This is a genomic window from Nostoc sp. T09 (assembly GCF_002154695.1).
Taxonomy (GTDB): Bacteria; Cyanobacteriota; Cyanobacteriia; order Cyanobacteriales; family Nostocaceae; genus Aulosira.
The window spans coordinates 16307-32199 of the sequence record NZ_MTAV01000121.1 but is presented as its reverse complement, the minus strand read 5'-3'; the positions used below and the strand labels follow the sequence as shown (position 1 = coordinate 32199).

The following is a 15893-nucleotide window of genomic DNA, read 5'->3' as shown; positions in this document are numbered from 1 at the left end:
GACAGTTGACCGCAACGGAGATTGCTTTAAAGTGATGATGCGCTAATGCAGTCGCCTGTGCACTTAAAATGCCACTTGCTACCCTGCGAGTTCTCCAAAAGAGTACAATTCTGGCGACCGAAGACAGTGTCTATAAACTTTTTTCTCCGCCCCAGTCTTCTCAAGACCGTCGGCAGCGCTGTCCTAACTTAGTCAAGAATCCTAAAAGTACGCGTCAGTGATGGAAGTAATCTATCAATATGCCTGGCTGATTCCTGTATTGCCTCTTTTGGGGGCAATGCTGGTCGGTCTAGGATTAATTTCGATAAATCAGGTGACAAACCGCCTGCGGCAGCTGAACGCTGTAGTGATTATCTCCCTAATGGGAGCAGCGATGGGGCTGTCCATTGCCTTGCTGTGGAGCCAAATTCAAGGACATCCAACTTATATCCGCACCCTAGAATGGGCAGCAGCAGGCAATTTTCACCTGAGTATGGGCTACACGATCGACCACCTGACAGCTCTGATGCTGGTGATTGTGACCACAGTAGCTTTCTTAGTCATGGTCTATACCGATGGCTACATGGCTCATGACCCTGGCTACGTCAGGTTTTACGCCTATCTCAGTTTGTTTGGTTCTTCAATGTTGGGTCTGGTGGTCAGCTCCAACCTAGTGCAAGTTTATATATTCTGGGAACTAGTGGGGATGTGCTCCTACTTGCTGGTCGGCTTTTGGTACGATCGCAAGTCAGCAGCAGATGCAGCCCAAAAAGCATTTGTCACCAACCGCGTGGGAGACTTCGGTCTATTACTCGGCATTTTGGGGCTGTTCTGGGCGACAGGAAGCTTTGATTTTGGTGTCATGGGCGATCGCCTAGCTCAACTAGTACAATCGGGTTCTGTCAGCAATTTTCTGGCTGTCCTGTTGGCGATTTTAGTCTTCCTGGGCCCGGTGGCAAAATCAGCCCAATTTCCTCTCCATGTGTGGCTACCGGATGCGATGGAAGGCCCGACCCCTATTTCGGCCTTAATCCACGCCGCAACAATGGTAGCAGCCGGGGTGTTCCTGATTGCCCGGATGTACCCAGTTTTTGAGCATGTGCCAGCAGCAATGAACGTAATTGCTTTTACAGGGGCATTTACGGCGTTTTTAGGGGCAAGCATTGCGATTACCCAAAATGACATCAAAAAAGGTTTAGCTTACTCCACCATTTCCCAGTTGGGTTACATGGTGATGGCAATGGGAGTAGGTTCCTACAGCGCCGGATTATTTCACCTGATGACCCACGCCTATTTCAAGGCGATGCTGTTCTTGGGTTCCGGTTCCGTGATCCACGGTATGGAAGGAGTCGTTGGTCACGACCCCGTATTAGCTCAAGATATGCGGTTGATGGGGGGATTGCGCAAGTATATGCCAATCACCGGGATTACCTTCTTAATTGGTTGCTTGGCAATTTCTGGTGTTCCACCTTTTGCCGGTTTCTGGTCAAAAGATGAAATTTTGGGGAAAGCTTTTGAGGCTAATCCATTTCTGTGGATGATTGGCTGGCTAACCGCCGGAATTACGGCTTTCTATATGTTTAGAATGTATTTCATGACATTTGAAGGCAAATTCCGGGGAACTGACGATAAAATCAAGGATAAGCTCAAGAAAGCAGCGACAATCATCCTGGAGTTAGAGTCAGCAGAACCAGCCCCAACTTTTGGACCTGGGGCCATGAAAAAAGGTGAATTGGCTGCCACAGGCGCTCATCATGACTCCCATGACTCTCATGGGCATCACAGCGATACTCCCCATGAGTCACCGTGGACAATGACCCTACCTTTGGCACTTTTAGCCGTGCCTTCGATTTTGATTGGTTTGGTAGGCACACCCTACGCCAACTACTTCGAGGAATTTATCTTCCCGCCCAGTGAAACCCTCACCGAAGTTCTAGAAAAAGCCGCCGAGTTTAACCCGACGGAATTTTACATTATGGCGGGGGCTTCCGTAGGTATTTCCTTAATTGGCATTACCTTGGCTTCCTTGATGTATTTGCGGGGTAAAATCGACCCAGCTGCGATCGCCGCCAAAATCAAACCACTTTATGAGCTATCCCTCAACAAATGGTACTTTGATGACATTTACCATCGTGTCTTCGTTATCGGCTTGCGTCGTATAGCGAGACAAGTCATGGAAGTGGATTTCCGAGTTGTTGATGGTGCTGTTAACCTCACAGGTTTTTTCACCCTTGTCAGTGGTGAGGGTCTGAAATACTTAGAAAACGGTCGTGCTCAATTCTACGCCTTGATTATCTTTGGTGCAGTTTTGGGCTTAGTGATTCTCTTTGGTATTACCTAATTTCAGTGCTGATTTCTGAGTAATGGCGAAACATTACTTCTGATAGCTCAGTGTTTAGTGAATAGTCAAATAGTATCTTTGATAGAGATGAAGGCAGGTTGATACATTTACCTACCTTCATCTTTCTTCATTTTTATTAAATCAACCTAACAAGGGAGACCAAATCTCTAAAAAGCTGTTACTTAATAGCTAGTGACTTTTTGCCAAACATGATTTTGATTGCAGACGAATTGCGATGAATACAGCTAATTTCCCGTGGCTAACGACGATTATTCTGTTGCCAATAGTCGCGTCGCTACTAATTCCCATCATCCCAGATAAAGATGGCAAAACAGTGCGCTGGTATTCCCTGATTGTAGGGCTGATAGATTTCGCACTGATTGTTTACGCTTTTTATACTGGGTACGATTTCTCAAATCCCGATTTGCAGTTGGTCGAGAGTTACCCCTGGGTACCCCAGATGGATTTGAATTGGTCAGTAGGGGCAGATGGCTTATCAATGCCCCTGATTATTTTGACTGGATTCATTACCACGCTGGCGATTTTAGCGGCCTGGCCTGTAACGTTTAAGCCGAAGTTATTTTACTTCTTGATTCTGGCAATGTATGGCGGTCAGATTGCCGTGTTCGCCGTGCAGGATATGCTGTTATTTTTCCTGGTGTGGGAACTGGAACTAGTACCGATATACTTCCTGCTGTCAATTTGGGGGGGCAAAAGGCGGCAATACGCGGCGACAAAATTTATTTTGTACACCGCTGGCGGGTCGCTGTTTATTTTGCTGTCTGCCCTGACAATGGGATTTTACGGCGATACAGTAACTTTCGATATGCGAGCGATCGCTCTTAAAGATTTCGCTCTCAATTTCCAACTAGCACTATATGCTGGGTTTCTGATTGCCTACGCCGTTAAGTTGCCAATCATTCCTTTGCATACCTGGCTACCAGATGCTCACGGTGAAGCTACAGCCCCCGTGCATATGTTACTGGCAGGTATTCTCCTGAAAATGGGTGGTTATGCCTTAATTCGGATGAATGCCCAAATGCTACCCGATGCCCATGCTTATTTTGCGCCAGTATTGGTGATATTAGGGGTAGTGAATATTATCTACGCTGCCCTGACATCCTTTGCCCAGCGCAACCTGAAGCGGAAAATTGCCTACTCCTCAATTTCGCATATGGGCTTTGTCACCATTGGTATTGCCTCCTTCACAGATTTAGGATTAAGTGGGGCAGTATTACAAATGGTTTCCCACGGTTTGATTGGGGCAAGTTTATTCTTCCTGGTTGGTGCAACTTATGACCGGACACATACCCTAATGCTGGATGAAATGGGTGGTGTCGGTAAGAAGATGCGGAAAATTTTCGCTATGTTTACAGCCTGTTCTATGGCTTCTTTAGCTTTGCCAGGCATGAGTGGTTTTGTAGCAGAATTAATGGTGTTTGTAGGCTTTGCTACCAGCGATGCATATAACTCAACATTCAAAGTCATCGTGGTATTCTTGATGGCAGTTGGTCTAATTTTAACGCCAATTTATTTGCTATCGATGTTACGGGAAATTTTCTACGGTCAAGAGAACGAAGAATTAGTTTCTCACCAAGCACTGATAGATGCCGAACCTCGTGAAGTCTTTATCATCGCCTGTTTGTTAGTACCAATTATTGGTATTGGTTTCTATCCAAAGTTGCTGACTCAGATGTATGACTCAACAACAGTACAGTTAACAGCACGTTTGCGTGATTCAGTGCCGACATTAGCACAACAAAAAGAAGCACCAAAGGTTTCTTTGATTGCTCCGGACATTGGTAATTAGGGAAAGATTGATAGTTTTATACTACTAATTTGAGAGCGGGTTTTATTTCCGCTCTTTTTTAATGCTTATTATCAATATGCAAAGCATTAGTGTGCGTAGTTAACTTCATTCCCTACAATCTATCTAGAGTCAGTATTTGCCATACCGCTCATGTTAAACTACAACCCGTTGCACTGTTTGCCATCTTCCGAAGAGCTACCCAACTCTGATGACACCCCTGTGGATAATCAATTACAACATCTAATCCCTGCTTTGCTCGAAAGTACGCTGGCTATGATCTGGTCAGAGCGTTGGGATTGGTTCTTTGGTGTAAATATGGGTATTTATTATGACCCCAAACAACCAGCTCTTGTCCCTGATGGTTTTCTGAGCTTGGGAGTTAAGCGCTTCATAGATGAATACTTACGCTTGAGTTATGTGTTATGGGAAGAAAAAGAGTTACCAATTTTGGTACTAGAGGTTGCTTCCCAAATACATCGGGGCGAATACAGTAGTAGGAAAGAATTTTATGCCAAAAAACTAGGTATTTTATACTACGCTATCTACAATCCTCTACGCCGGAAAAAGCCGCTTTTAGAAGTTTATCGACTTGTGGATGGTGAATATTTACTCATGTCAGGTAGTCCTGTTTGGTTACCAGAGATTGGTTTAGGAATTGGGCGAGAACGAGGAATTTATCAAGGTATTGCACGGGAATGGTTGTACTGGTACGACGAGCAAGGGCAAAGGTTACTCACACCAGAAGAACGCATTCAGGAAGCGGAAGAACGAGTTAATTTTGAGGCACAGCAGCGCTTAGAAGCGGAACAAAGGGCGCAAATACTAGAAGAAAGGTTAAGAGATTTGGGTGTAGAACCTGAAAGTTTGACTTAAACCTCACGCAAAGGTGAGGACACTTGTGTAAAGTGCATTTTTTCAAGGCAAAACAATGTTTTCTACTGGGTGTTGTATCTAGACGAAAGCTCTTTTATCATCTGTACTTTGATTCACATTTCTTGTAAAGTGTGCACGGTTGATACGAGTTGCTATGCTAATTTTTAGCTTAAGTTTTTTTGTCCACTCTACGGTTGTTGAGAGTGCTGGAATATCTTATTTGACTAATAGCCGTAGATTAGATGGGCTTAATGTTAATTTGCTTGACAATCTGAACTCCATGCAGTTTTAATAGCTCAAACAGATACATATTTAGCACAATTAAATTGGTCTCCCGAGCAAGGAAGGGAGTATTTACAGCAGAAATATGGTAGGCGATCGCGTCATCATCTCTCTGATACAGAACTGCTGGATTTTATTGATTTTCTGAAACTACAACTAACCTAAAGTTTCCATGTGCTGAAGTGTTAGCTTGTAACAGTTGCGCTCACCTATCAGAACTTTTGTCTTCTGCTTTAAAAGTATAGTTTGTCCAAGCGATCGCTTGTTTTTATTTTATCTGGTGATGTGTAGGCGATCGCCACCTCATTTTCCAATACAACTAAAGTTCTTGTCGCAAAACTCGCTGTAATATTTCTTCCAAAGGTTCACGGCGCTGCTGAATGTACTCATGCAATGCATCGTTAATCAAAGTTTGGTAATTTCCCTGCCTGCTGCGTTAACTTGGTCACGAAACCATGCCAGTGATTCATCATCTAGGCGAATTGTAATTGGAGTTTTTCCTGATGGTGAAGGCTCGATTGCTCCCCGCTTACCTTGGCTAAAATTATACTCAGTTTCCATTGAATGCTTTGCAATACTAATACAGTGTCAAAACGCCAAAACTGGGGTTGTTTTCAAAAGCTTAAACATCCTCTAAGTGCGATCGCAAAATTTCTTCAATCTGATTGGTTGAACAATTACCACGACGAATCCAAATCACTTTGGGAGGAAATCCTCGCAAAACACTCAATTCATTAAAATCAGCATCTCTGGTTATAACAGTAAATCCACCTTGTTGTGCATACTCCCACACAGTTAGATCATCTGCTTGATCCAAACCTAAGACAAAAATATGCTGAGAGTTTGAGTAAATATCAGCAAGTCTATCTACTAACCGAGGCGATAAGTTATGGTCAAATAGTAACTTCATGCTTGCATTGTCAGCATTTGCCCTTCTCTATCAGCCGCATAGCTTAGGCAAGCTAAAATATCCTCTTGTGTTAAATAAGGAAAGTCATTAAGCACTTCCTCGTATGTCATGCCAGAAGCAAGATATGACAAAACATCATATACAGTAATTCTCATACCTCGAATGCAAGGCTTACCACCTCGCTTTCCTGGTTCAATCGTAATAATGTCTTGGTAATTTACAGGCATAAGACTGAATAGATTTAGTTAATTGAAACATTTTTAAGTTTATGTAATTTCTATAGCTTGACGACTACAAATCCGAGAGTAGCTGTTCGTAATCGGCATGGATACCAACCCAAAACCATACAATACCGCTTTCGTTTCGCACACCAACAGCGCGATAACTTTTACTAACACGAGCAGAGTAGATAGGTAGCTTGGGATGCACTTGCTTGAAACGAAGGCTAGGATGCCAGGGATCTTGCTTAAACTGTCGATAGGCTTCGCGTACCTGTTGCTGAACCTGTTTGGGAAGATGAGCAAATGCTTTGCGAAACTGAGCGGTTGTTCTAGATTTCACAGAGTTTCTGGATCTAACTCTTGGGTTGTTCCTGCTTGATCTTCAACCAAAGCCGCAGCTGCAAGTTTAGCCAGCACATCATGAGATTGTACAAATGCTCTGTCCCAACGGGCTTCGTCTTCAAGTTCTTCCAAGATCAGCGCAGCAATAGCATCTTGCTCATTCTCCGGAAGTAGTTTTATTCGTGCGATCGCCTGTTCAAGTAGCTGGCTCATACTGTAAAGCTGCTGTAAAAAAGACCTGCTATTTATTTTACCGTTCTGTTATAGTTCACAGGTTTGGGTATTTTCCAGCGATCGCTCATTTTTAGCTTATCTGGTGATGTGTAGGTGATCGCATCTGGTAATAACGAACAACTAGCACTTACCTTAAATTCAATCACAGAAATAGCTAAATCAAGCCCATTTAAAGAACTTGCCAACTTAGCTTCTGTCCGCGCTGCTCTTGATGATCCAGACCATGAGTGGACATTTTGATTTTATCGTAGAGCGATCGCCTTCCCAAAAACTCTAAAAGCCTGTGAATGCAGGCTTTTTTTCCAGCACCAAGCTTCCAAGCCTCAGAAATTAACGCCCATACCCTTATTTGACTTTGTCTTGCGTTGCATTGCCAAATAATGCAAGATAATATTATGCAATACAAATTGTTCTGATAAGACAATGAGCAAAGAAAACATAACCTTTCGGATAGATAGCGATAAGAAAGCCACACTTGATTTAATTGCCGCAGGAATAAACCGCGATCGCAGTTACGTATTGAATGAAGCGATAGAAGCTTATATACAGATGCATCAGTGGCAAATCGAAGAGATTCAAAAGGGAATCGCTGAAGCGGATGCTGGAGACTTTGCCAGTGATGAAGAAGTAAAGGCAACTTTTACCAGACTCACCAATGCAAATTAGGTGGCTGCGTCGTGCGCTTCGTAATTTGGAACAAGCGCATAGCTATATCCAAAAAGACAATCTAGAAGCAGCAAAGGAATTAATATTGAGGATTCAAGCTGCTGCAAGCCAACTGGAGAATTATCCTTTTATCGGCCGACTTGGACGTGTGGAAGGTACAAGAGAGCTTGTCATACCTAACACTCCGTACATTATTATTTATCGAATAAAAGAAGAGTCAGTAGAAATTATTCGCGTACTTCATACGTCAAAGCGTTATCCAAATTGAAACCCTTTGGGCAAATATGCGTATAATTTCACACTTTAAAAATCTTCATCATCAACAAAGAACTCGGCATCTTCATCAAACCGAGAATTCCCTTTTCTAGAATCAGCAAGACCCCACAGAGGTTGCAGCACTGCTATACCAACTAAGCCGATACAAACACAAAAAGCCAGCACTAAACCTACTGGTATTTGAATCGATTGTAATGACAAGAATTTTAACCGTACTAGTGTGGCATTTTGGACTGAAAGAAGCGCGATCGCCATTACCCACACAGCTACAACTATAGATATCAACAAATTAGCAATACTTTTCATAATTAGTTACTCCCCTCTCCGTATACGGAGAGGAGTTGGGGGTGAGGTTCTACTCTAGTTTAGCGATCGCACTCTCCATCTCTTGGGCAATTTTGGTGAGTTTTTCGGGTGAATTGGTTTCTAGATATACGCGTACCAGTGGTTCTGTACCGGAGGGACGCAAGAGTATCCAGCTACCTTCTTCTAAGTAGAGCTTAATACCGTCCTTGCGACCAACTTCTTTAACTTTAATTCCCACAACTTCTGTGGGTGGGTTTTTGGTGAAGAAGTCGATAACAGCAGTTTTGTGGGCTTCTGTAAGGTGCAAGTCGAGGCGGTTGTTGTAAAGCGGGCCGTCGGCTTCTGCGATCGCTTCTTTGACTAGTTGACTTAGGGGTTTACCTTCATAGGCGATCGCTTCTGCTACTAACATATCGGCTAAAACGCCATCTTTTTCGGGAATATGTCCGATAACGCTCAAACCGCCTGATTCTTCTCCACCAATCAATACGGTGGTTTCCCGCATTTTTTCACCAATGTATTTAAAGCCTACTGCTGTTTCATAAATTGGCAGCCCGTATTTAGCTGCGAAATTATCTAATAGGTGAGTTGTAGCTACAGTGCGGACAATAGCGCCACTTTTACCTTTATTTTTTATTAAATGACGTGCTAGTAATAGCAGCACAGTGTTAGGGGTGAGGACATTACCTTGTTCATCGACAATGCCAAAGCGATCGCTATCGCCATCGGTTGCTAAACCTAAATCTGCTTTACCAGCCCGTACTGCTTCAACTAACTCAACGAGTTGTTCACCTTTAGGTTCTGGCATTCCGCCACCAAACAAAACATCCCGCCAAGTATGGAAACTTTCTAACTGAACACCACTTTGTTGCAAAACTTCATCTAAATAACCGCGAGAAGTAGAATACAAAGCGTCGTATTTTACCTTCAGCTGGGCGCTTTTGATTTTTTCTACATCAATTAGGGTGTAGAGAAATTGCAGATAATCTGGTTTCGGATCGAAAATAGAAATAGAACCCGATGAGCTACCACTTGGTGGCTCATCCGATGCACTTTCGATATTTGCCACAATAGTATCAGTAATCTCTGGAGTGGCAGGACCAGCATAGTCAGGGATATATTTAATCCCACAGTAAGGTGCAGGATTATGACTTGCCGTAAACATCAACGCCCCTGCCGAATTTAGGTGACGGGCGTTGTAGGCAATTACTGGTGTGGGGCAATCCCGATCCGTAACTTTTACCGTCCATCCCAAGTCAGCCAAGACTTGGGCGGCTGTTTGGGCAAACTGGTCAGCTAAAAATCGAGTATCGTAGGCAACAAGTACTGGCCTGTCTTTGCTATAGGCCGTTTCAAGGTAACTAGCGATCGCTCTTGTAACTTTCCGCACATTGGGGAAAGTAAAATCATCAGCGATAATGCCTCGCCATCCATCCGTGCCAAATTTAATCTTGCTGGAATTGCTACGGTTGCTCATTTTGCCACAGTCTCCCGTCCAACTTCACTACTATAGGAAGCTTCGCGCAAAGCGTGCGTAGCCGCAAGTATCTCCACCGTTATTTTTCTCACTGCGCGTTAGCAATGTCAATCCCCGACCGACCTTTTGCCAGTTATCACCTTTGGTCTTTAGTTGCCCCAGCTATAGGGCAAGAACGCTGGCATTGCCAGATGAGACGGGGGTTTGTCAAAGCACGTCAGCATGAACCACAAGTTAAAGCATTATTAGCCAAAGCTACGGCACCCCAGCGAATTGGTATACTCGCCCAAAAAGGCGTGTACGAATTTCATCATCATCGACATCTGTTAAACCAAACAGACGGTGTAGCCAAAGTTGCTCAGTTGCTAAAATTAAGCCATTCCTCTGATGAAGTTCAACAGCGCGTGCTGCAAATCTTGCAAAAATATCACGACGCTCCTTTGCTGTTGAATAAACAAATCCTCCAATTAACTCCAGGAGATGAAGGCTTTCCCAAACCAATTTTAATTGACCAGGATGATTATTGCTTCCGTTTATATGCGGCTATGGACTGTGTGTTTATTGATAGCGATCGCACGTTACATATTTTAGATTTTAAAACTGGTAAAGCTGCTTTTGACCAGCGCCAGGCATTAGTTTATCTCTTAGCTGCTCGTTATCTTTATCCTGCACATGAAGCTGTCGCATCGTTCTATAATTTAGAACTTTGTAAAAAATCCGAATTAATTCGGATCAATCATAGCGAATTAGCATCCTTAGAATTTGAGTTAGCTCACATTGCCCAAAAGCACCAGCGAGATTTACAAAAATATCACCAAGAGACTAGTGATTTCAGTAAGATATTTCCGCCCAATCCCGGCTCTCACTGCCACTTTTGCCCATTTCGCTCTATCTGCGATTTTGCTGATATTCAACAGCCTCAATCTTTCGCTATGCCCATATTAAAGGTTAATGGCTAATACCAATTTTGGATTTTAGATTTTGGATTAAAAACTCTTAAGGTATCTCCAAAAGATCAGTTATCCCAATTTCTGTTCTCAACACGACTTTTCCTCCCCCTTGCTTCCTGCTTTCCTGCTCTAACAGCGATGGGATATTTTTTTATTTGAAAGTCTCTTATCTAAAGGCTCCTCCAGCAATCTTCAACAAATTTGGTGCAATAAGAAATATGAGCTAGAAGGGAAAAGCAGGACAAGGCAAGGATGAAATACTTAATGGCTATTGACCCTTGAGTCTTGACCCTTGACTCTTCAAAAAGGTGGTAATTCTTTAAGAATTGTGAACCGAATATGATTAATCGCCAAGTCGCCAAGGGGGATATCTTCTTTGGTGAGACGTACACCTTGACTGCTTAGAGTTTCAAAAGAAATACCCTTGCCAATTTCGATGTGATACCAGCACAAGCCCATGAAAAAGCGTGTAGGATAAGGGCCGGCGTTCCCGATATCATCAGGGTTAGATTCCATTGGTAACCAGCCAATATTCGGTATATAGAACTCTAACCAAACGTGATTAAAGTCTGGTTGCAGTGGCACACCTTGCAGTTCACCATGCGGGGGGCATTTATATCTACCGACTGTGCGACAAGGAATACCGTTTAAACGACACAGAGCCAGCAATACGCCAACATACTCGCCACAGGAACCAACACCCCGTTCTAAAACAATATCTGGCGTATCAATGTACGGTTTAATACCATAGGACAACTCATCGTAGACGTAATTGCGGATGTTGTACATTTTCCGCAGCAGATTGGTTTCCGAACCAACTGCGTCCCGAGAAGCACGGCGGACAATGGTACTATCCATTGCTAAATCATCATCATCCACCAGGTAACGAGTTTCAAATTCTGGTGATAGTTCGGGAATATTTTCCACATCTTTAGGTGTGATGCGATATTTAATTCCTCGAACTTCCAAAATTGCTTTCCAGCCAAATATATGGCGTTCACCCGGGGTAAGGGTAGCAAATTTAAATACAGCTACCCTTTGCCCATCGATCACTTCTTCTGTAAAAGGTAAACCAATAGGTTCAACTTGTTTCACCTTTTGGCGTTCGGTTTCTGAGGGTAAGGCTATCCGCCACTCTAAATCTGTTAAATAGACCTCTTCTAAGGGTGAAATTTCCTCAGCGTAGGACATTTCGATGAGATAGCCATTAGAGAGGGCGTAACGCTTCTCTGGCTCGTAATGATAATACAGGGGATGAATAAAAGTGCGATCGCGATATGTTAGCTCATGATTGGGATCGGCATTAGGATTATCCCGAATATAAGGTTCCTCAGAAGCATAAGCGACATAAAGACTTTCTTTCTCTGTCTCAGCATCTTTATGTATGGCTATACCTGTGGGCGAGTCAAAGGGGGTCAGCACACTGAATTGAATTTCCCCAGTTGCCCGATCAATACAATAAACTGTTTGTTCTGTGCGATCGCTAACCCACAGAGTGTCTTGGCTAACTACTAAATTTTCGACACCAACTCCAGGCGCATAAAATCTAGTAATTTCTTTGCGGGTATTGGATTCATAAATCAAGATATAACCTAACTTTTGGCAGCTGACATAGACAGTTGATTCCCAAACAGCAACACCGTCAGCCGGGTAAGGCAATGTTACGAAATGTTCTAGACCTAAAGCATCTAGCTTGCAACGATAAACACTGTTGCCACGGGTTACCCAAAGGGTATCTTCCCATACTGCTAGACCTGTGACTTCAGTAAATTCCTTGACTTGGTGAGGATTCAGAATTTTGCTGTTATCAGATATAGGGTCAATCTCTAGCAGATGACCTTTAACAGTATCAATCGCAATGAGTGTATCTTTAATGAAAGCAATGCCACCCAATGCGGCAGCACTAAGCGGTCGAATTGTTCTTTGCCCAAACATCTGGCTAACGGTCATACTGGGGAGTGCAAAACTCATATTAAGCATATTCATTTAACCGTTTAGCACGCCTAGAATAAATTGTAGTAGGTCCCATGTGACCAAGCTTCAGACTGGTGTTACTTACAATTATCAGTGGAATGCGTTCCAAAAAAACTCTTCCGTAGGAAATAACACACACAAATCCCCAGAGGAGAAAGTGACAAATGCCAGGAATCACATCTACACTAATACAGCTTAACGAAAGCCTTAATGTTACTTTAGTTGATGGTTTTCCAGTCATCACTAACATTATGATTATGATCGAATTTTGTAACCATTTCCTGTGACTTACACGATGTCTGCTAATTCTCTGCCTGAAGGTGCCGCCGTTTGGCATAGTTTAGAAGTTGATAAAGCGCTAGACCTGCTTGATAGTAATGCAGACAGTGGCTTGACACCCCAAGAAGTTGAACAGCGGTTGCATAAATACGGACCCAATGAACTTGAAGAACATGGTGGCCGTAGCGCTTGGGAGATTCTGCTGGATCAGTTCAAGAACATCATGTTGTTGATGCTGATTGCTGTAGCCATAATTTCTGGGGTTTTAGATCTTGTGGCTTGGCGAGGAGGCAACTTAAAGCCTGGTGAAGTGCCATTCAAAGATACGATCGCCATTATGGCCATTGTCATCCTCAATGGCATCCTAGGCTATGTGCAAGAAAGCCGTGCAGAAAAAGCCCTTGCAGCCCTGAAAAAACTCTCCTCTCCTTTAGTGCGAGTTATCCGCGATCGCAAACTGCTTGATGTCGCAGCTAAAGAATTAGTTCCAGGGGATGTGATGCTGCTGGAAGCTGGGGTGCAGATAGCCGCAGATGGGCGCTTAATTGAACAATCTAATTTACAAATTCGGGAATCGGCACTGACTGGTGAAGCCGAAGCCGTGAATAAACAAGCAACATTACAATTGCCGGAAGATACATCATTAGGCGATCGCCTGAATGTAGTATTTCAAGGAACGGAAGTTGTCCAAGGACGCGCCAAGGTTCTGGTCACCAACACTGGAATGCAAACAGAACTAGGTAAAATTGCTACCATGTTGCAGTCAGTGGAAACTGAGCCGACACCTTTACAACAGCGCATGACTCAACTAGGCAATGTCCTAGTTACCGGTTCTTTGATTCTCGTCGGAATAGTTGTTATCGGCGGTATCATCCAGGCTAGAGGTTTTAGCAACTTACAAGAACTTTTAGAAGTTTCCTTGAGTATGGCGGTGGCTGTAGTACCAGAAGGTTTACCCGCCGTGATTACTGTGACATTTGCATTGGGAACTCAGCGCATGGTACGCCGTAATGCCTTAATTCGCAAACTGCCAGCGGTAGAAACTTTGGGTTCTGTAACTACCATTTGTTCTGATAAAACTGGGACGCTAACTCAGAACAAAATGGTGGTGCAATCAGTTTATACAAACAATTCTACTTTTCGCGTTACAGGCGAAGGTTACGCACCCACAGGCGATTTTCAATTGAACGGGCAGAAAATTTCTGTGGATGAGCATCCCGAAATCGCAGCTTTGCTAGTCGCCTGTGCTGTTTGTAATGATTCTGTGCTGCAAAAAGAAACAGGGGAATGGGCGATTTTAGGCGACCCCACCGAAGGTGCGTTGCTCACTCTGGCAGGAAAAGCTGGGATCGAAAAAGATCAGTGGGGTAGTAAATTACCTAGAGTGGCGGAGTTTCCCTTTTCTTCAGAACGCAAGCGCATGAGTGTCATTTCTCAGGTTGAAGAAGTCGCTACAGGTGAATCTTCTTCGACGGGAATTGACCCAGCGATCGCGGGTTTTCTGCAATCAGAAAATTATTTAATGTTTACTAAGGGTTCCCCAGAGTTAATTTTGGCGCGTTGCAGTCAAATTTATCTGGGTACGCACCCAGTGGCCTTAACTGAAGAACAACGCCAAAAAATTCTCTCAGAAAACGACCAAATGGCGAGTAAAGGTTTGCGGGTGCTAGGTTTTGCCTACAAACCCCTTATGGAAGTACCACCAGAAGGCTCAGATGAGACATCAGAGCAAAATTTGGTGTGGTTGGGATTGGTAGGAATGCTGGACGCACCACGCCCAGAAGTAAGAGCAGCAGTCCAAGAATGTCGAGAAGCAGGTATCCGCCCAGTAATGATTACTGGTGACCACCAATTGACAGCCAGAGCGATCGCTACTGATTTGGGTATAGCCGAGGATGGCGCTCGTGTCCTCACAGGCCAGGAATTACAGCGGATGAGCGACGAGGAACTAGAGCAACATGTTGACCTAGTAAGTATTTATGCTCGTGTTTCCCCAGAACACAAACTGCGAATCGTGAAAGCACTCCAACGTCGGGGTAGATTTGTGGCGATGACAGGCGATGGTGTGAATGATGCGCCAGCCTTGAAACAAGCAGACATCGGGATTGCTATGGGCATCACCGGCACCGATGTCAGTAAAGAAGCCAGCGACATGGTGCTACTTGACGACAACTTCGCCACAATTGTCGCCGCCACTAGAGAAGGTAGAGTCGTTTACACCAACATTCGCCGCTTTATCAAATACATCCTGGGCAGTAACATCGGTGAAGTGCTGACAATTGCTGCTGCACCTTTAATTGGTTTGGGAGGTGTTCCCCTCACACCTTTACAAATTCTTTGGATGAACTTGGTAACAGACGGTTTACCAGCTCTTGCATTAGCTGTGGAACCCCCTGAGCCAGATGTGATGAAGCGTCCACCCTTCAGCCCTCGTGAAAGTATTTTTGCTAGGGGATTGGGTTCTTACATGATTCGCATTGGTATCATCTTTGCGATTATCTCAATTGCTTTAATGTGGTGGGCTTACAACCATACCCATGCAGCCGGATATCAAGGCGATCGCGATGCTTGGAAAACAATGGTATTTACTACCCTGTGTATTGCCCAAATGGGTCATGCGATAGCTATTCGCTCAAATAACCGACTAACCATAGAGATGAATCCCTTCTCTAATCTCTTTGTCTTAGGAGCTGTGGTTGTCACCACAATTTTGCAGCTGATGCTAATTTACGTTCCACCGCTGCGAAATTTCTTCGGAACTCACTTCCTAAATGGTACGGAATTGGCTGTTTGTATTGGCTTTAGTGCCTTAATGTTTGTTTGGGTGGAATTGGAGAAGATATTCTTCCGATTAGTTGGCAAAAAGACTGTGTGACCAGGAGATGGAAGATGAGGAGGATATGAGGGACAAGGAGGACAGGGGGATAGGGAGGACAAGGAGGATAAGCCAAAAATACTGCTTTGTCTCCCCCT

At 43.9% G+C, this 15893-nt stretch carries 16 protein-coding genes; 7 read left to right on the top strand and 9 right to left on the bottom strand.

The features are described 5' to 3' along the window. The first annotated feature begins 220 nt into the window (after positions 1–220). From BV372_RS23180 to BV372_RS23170, 3 genes are all read left to right on the top strand, one after another. Positions 221–2320 (top strand): NAD(P)H-quinone oxidoreductase subunit 5, encoded by a 2100-nt coding sequence (locus BV372_RS23180; protein ID WP_086688854.1) that lies wholly within the window; start codon positions 221–223, stop codon positions 2318–2320. A gap of 235 nt (positions 2321–2555) precedes the next feature. Continuing rightward, positions 2556–4130 carry an NAD(P)H-quinone oxidoreductase subunit 4 gene (locus BV372_RS23175; protein WP_086688853.1) on the top strand — a complete coding sequence of 525 codons (1575 nt, stop codon included), beginning with the start codon at positions 2556–2558 and terminating at the stop codon, positions 4128–4130. A gap of 150 nt (positions 4131–4280) precedes the next feature. Then, positions 4281–5003 (top strand): Uma2 family endonuclease, encoded by a 723-nt coding sequence (locus BV372_RS23170; protein ID WP_179198199.1) that lies wholly within the window; start codon positions 4281–4283, stop codon positions 5001–5003. 687 nt (positions 5004–5690) lie between these two features. On the opposite strand, the gene BV372_RS38430 is transcribed toward BV372_RS23170, so the two are convergent. From BV372_RS38430 to BV372_RS36590, 6 genes are all read right to left on the bottom strand, one after another. Beyond that, complete coding sequence (locus tag BV372_RS38430) at positions 5691–5846, bottom strand: BrnA antitoxin family protein (protein ID WP_256973412.1); 156 nt, start codon at positions 5844–5846, stop codon at positions 5691–5693. 61 nt (positions 5847–5907) lie between these two features. Next, positions 5908–6195 carry a DUF5615 family PIN-like protein gene (locus BV372_RS23160; protein ID WP_086688851.1) on the bottom strand — a complete coding sequence of 96 codons (288 nt, stop codon included), beginning with the start codon at positions 6193–6195 and terminating at the stop codon, positions 5908–5910. Continuing rightward, positions 6192–6422 (bottom strand): DUF433 domain-containing protein, encoded by a 231-nt coding sequence (locus BV372_RS23155; RefSeq protein WP_086688850.1) that lies wholly within the window; start codon positions 6420–6422, stop codon positions 6192–6194. Before BV372_RS23155 ends, BV372_RS23160 begins: the two co-directional genes overlap by 4 nt. A 64-nt stretch (positions 6423–6486) precedes the next feature. Continuing rightward, entirely contained in the window at positions 6487–6756 is a 270-nt protein-coding gene (locus BV372_RS23150; protein WP_086688849.1) for a type II toxin-antitoxin system RelE/ParE family toxin, read from the bottom strand. Then, positions 6753–6971 (bottom strand): hypothetical protein, encoded by a 219-nt coding sequence (locus BV372_RS23145; protein WP_086688848.1) that lies wholly within the window; start codon positions 6969–6971, stop codon positions 6753–6755. The genes BV372_RS23150 and BV372_RS23145 overlap by 4 nt, the downstream gene beginning before the upstream one ends. 32 nt (positions 6972–7003) lie before the next feature. Continuing rightward, positions 7004–7177, bottom strand: a complete 174-nt coding sequence (locus BV372_RS36590; protein ID WP_179198198.1) for a hypothetical protein — start codon at positions 7175–7177, stop codon at positions 7004–7006. 238 nt (positions 7178–7415) lie between these two features. On the opposite strand from BV372_RS36590, the gene BV372_RS23140 reads away from it, so the two are divergent. After that, positions 7416–7658 carry a CopG family ribbon-helix-helix protein gene (locus BV372_RS23140; protein WP_086688847.1) on the top strand — a complete coding sequence of 81 codons (243 nt, stop codon included), beginning with the start codon at positions 7416–7418 and terminating at the stop codon, positions 7656–7658. Positions 7659–7683: 25 nt separating this feature from the next. Further along, positions 7684–7926: a type II toxin-antitoxin system RelE/ParE family toxin gene (locus tag BV372_RS23135; RefSeq protein WP_256973411.1), complete on the top strand. Its 243-nt coding sequence runs from the start codon at positions 7684–7686 to the stop codon at positions 7924–7926. A gap of 35 nt (positions 7927–7961) precedes the next feature. Here the strand turns inward: BV372_RS23135 and BV372_RS23130 are convergent, their stop codons facing one another. Both BV372_RS23130 and BV372_RS23125 read right to left on the bottom strand, forming a co-directional pair. Next, positions 7962–8240, bottom strand: coding sequence for a DUF1049 domain-containing protein (locus BV372_RS23130; protein ID WP_086688845.1), 279 nt, complete (start codon positions 8238–8240; stop codon positions 7962–7964). 49 nt (positions 8241–8289) lie between these two features. Continuing rightward, positions 8290–9717: a phosphoglucomutase/phosphomannomutase family protein gene (locus BV372_RS23125; protein ID WP_086688844.1), complete on the bottom strand. Its 1428-nt coding sequence runs from the start codon at positions 9715–9717 to the stop codon at positions 8290–8292. Between the two features lie 104 nt (positions 9718–9821). Between BV372_RS23125 and BV372_RS23120 the strand changes: the two genes are divergently transcribed. Further along, a complete protein-coding gene (locus BV372_RS23120) occupies positions 9822–10676 on the top strand; it encodes a PD-(D/E)XK nuclease family protein (RefSeq protein WP_086688843.1) in 855 nt (284 codons plus the stop codon). Positions 10677–10967: 291 nt separating this feature from the next. On the opposite strand, the gene BV372_RS23115 is transcribed toward BV372_RS23120, so the two are convergent. Beyond that, positions 10968–12638 carry a transglutaminase domain-containing protein gene (locus BV372_RS23115; protein WP_086688842.1) on the bottom strand — a complete coding sequence of 557 codons (1671 nt, stop codon included), beginning with the start codon at positions 12636–12638 and terminating at the stop codon, positions 10968–10970. Between the two features lie 298 nt (positions 12639–12936). On the opposite strand from BV372_RS23115, the gene BV372_RS23110 reads away from it, so the two are divergent. Continuing rightward, on the top strand, positions 12937–15795 hold the full coding sequence (locus tag BV372_RS23110; RefSeq protein WP_086688841.1) for a cation-translocating P-type ATPase: 2859 nt from the start codon (positions 12937–12939) through the stop codon (positions 15793–15795). Positions 15796–15893: the final 98 nt, after the last annotated feature.

Coding starts and splice junctions, on each gene's coding strand:
- BV372_RS23180 (WP_086688854.1), top strand. CDS start 221: ATGGAAGTAATCTATCAATATGCCTGGCTGATTCCTGTATTGCCTCTT.
- BV372_RS23175 (WP_086688853.1), top strand. CDS start 2,556: ATGAATACAGCTAATTTCCCGTGGCTAACGACGATTATTCTGTTGCCA.
- BV372_RS23170 (WP_179198199.1), top strand. CDS start 4,281: ATGTTAAACTACAACCCGTTGCACTGTTTGCCATCTTCCGAAGAGCTA.
- BV372_RS38430 (WP_256973412.1), bottom strand. CDS start 5,846: ATGGAAACTGAGTATAATTTTAGCCAAGGTAAGCGGGGAGCAATCGAG.
- BV372_RS23160 (WP_086688851.1), bottom strand. CDS start 6,195: ATGAAGTTACTATTTGACCATAACTTATCGCCTCGGTTAGTAGATAGA.
- BV372_RS23155 (WP_086688850.1), bottom strand. CDS start 6,422: ATGCCTGTAAATTACCAAGACATTATTACGATTGAACCAGGAAAGCGA.
- BV372_RS23145 (WP_086688848.1), bottom strand. CDS start 6,971: ATGAGCCAGCTACTTGAACAGGCGATCGCACGAATAAAACTACTTCCG.
- BV372_RS23140 (WP_086688847.1), top strand. CDS start 7,416: ATGAGCAAAGAAAACATAACCTTTCGGATAGATAGCGATAAGAAAGCC.
- BV372_RS23130 (WP_086688845.1), bottom strand. CDS start 8,240: ATGAAAAGTATTGCTAATTTGTTGATATCTATAGTTGTAGCTGTGTGG.
- BV372_RS23125 (WP_086688844.1), bottom strand. CDS start 9,717: ATGAGCAACCGTAGCAATTCCAGCAAGATTAAATTTGGCACGGATGGA.
- BV372_RS23120 (WP_086688843.1), top strand. CDS start 9,822: ATGTCAATCCCCGACCGACCTTTTGCCAGTTATCACCTTTGGTCTTTA.
- BV372_RS23115 (WP_086688842.1), bottom strand. CDS start 12,638: ATGAGTTTTGCACTCCCCAGTATGACCGTTAGCCAGATGTTTGGGCAA.
- BV372_RS23110 (WP_086688841.1), top strand. CDS start 12,937: ATGTCTGCTAATTCTCTGCCTGAAGGTGCCGCCGTTTGGCATAGTTTA.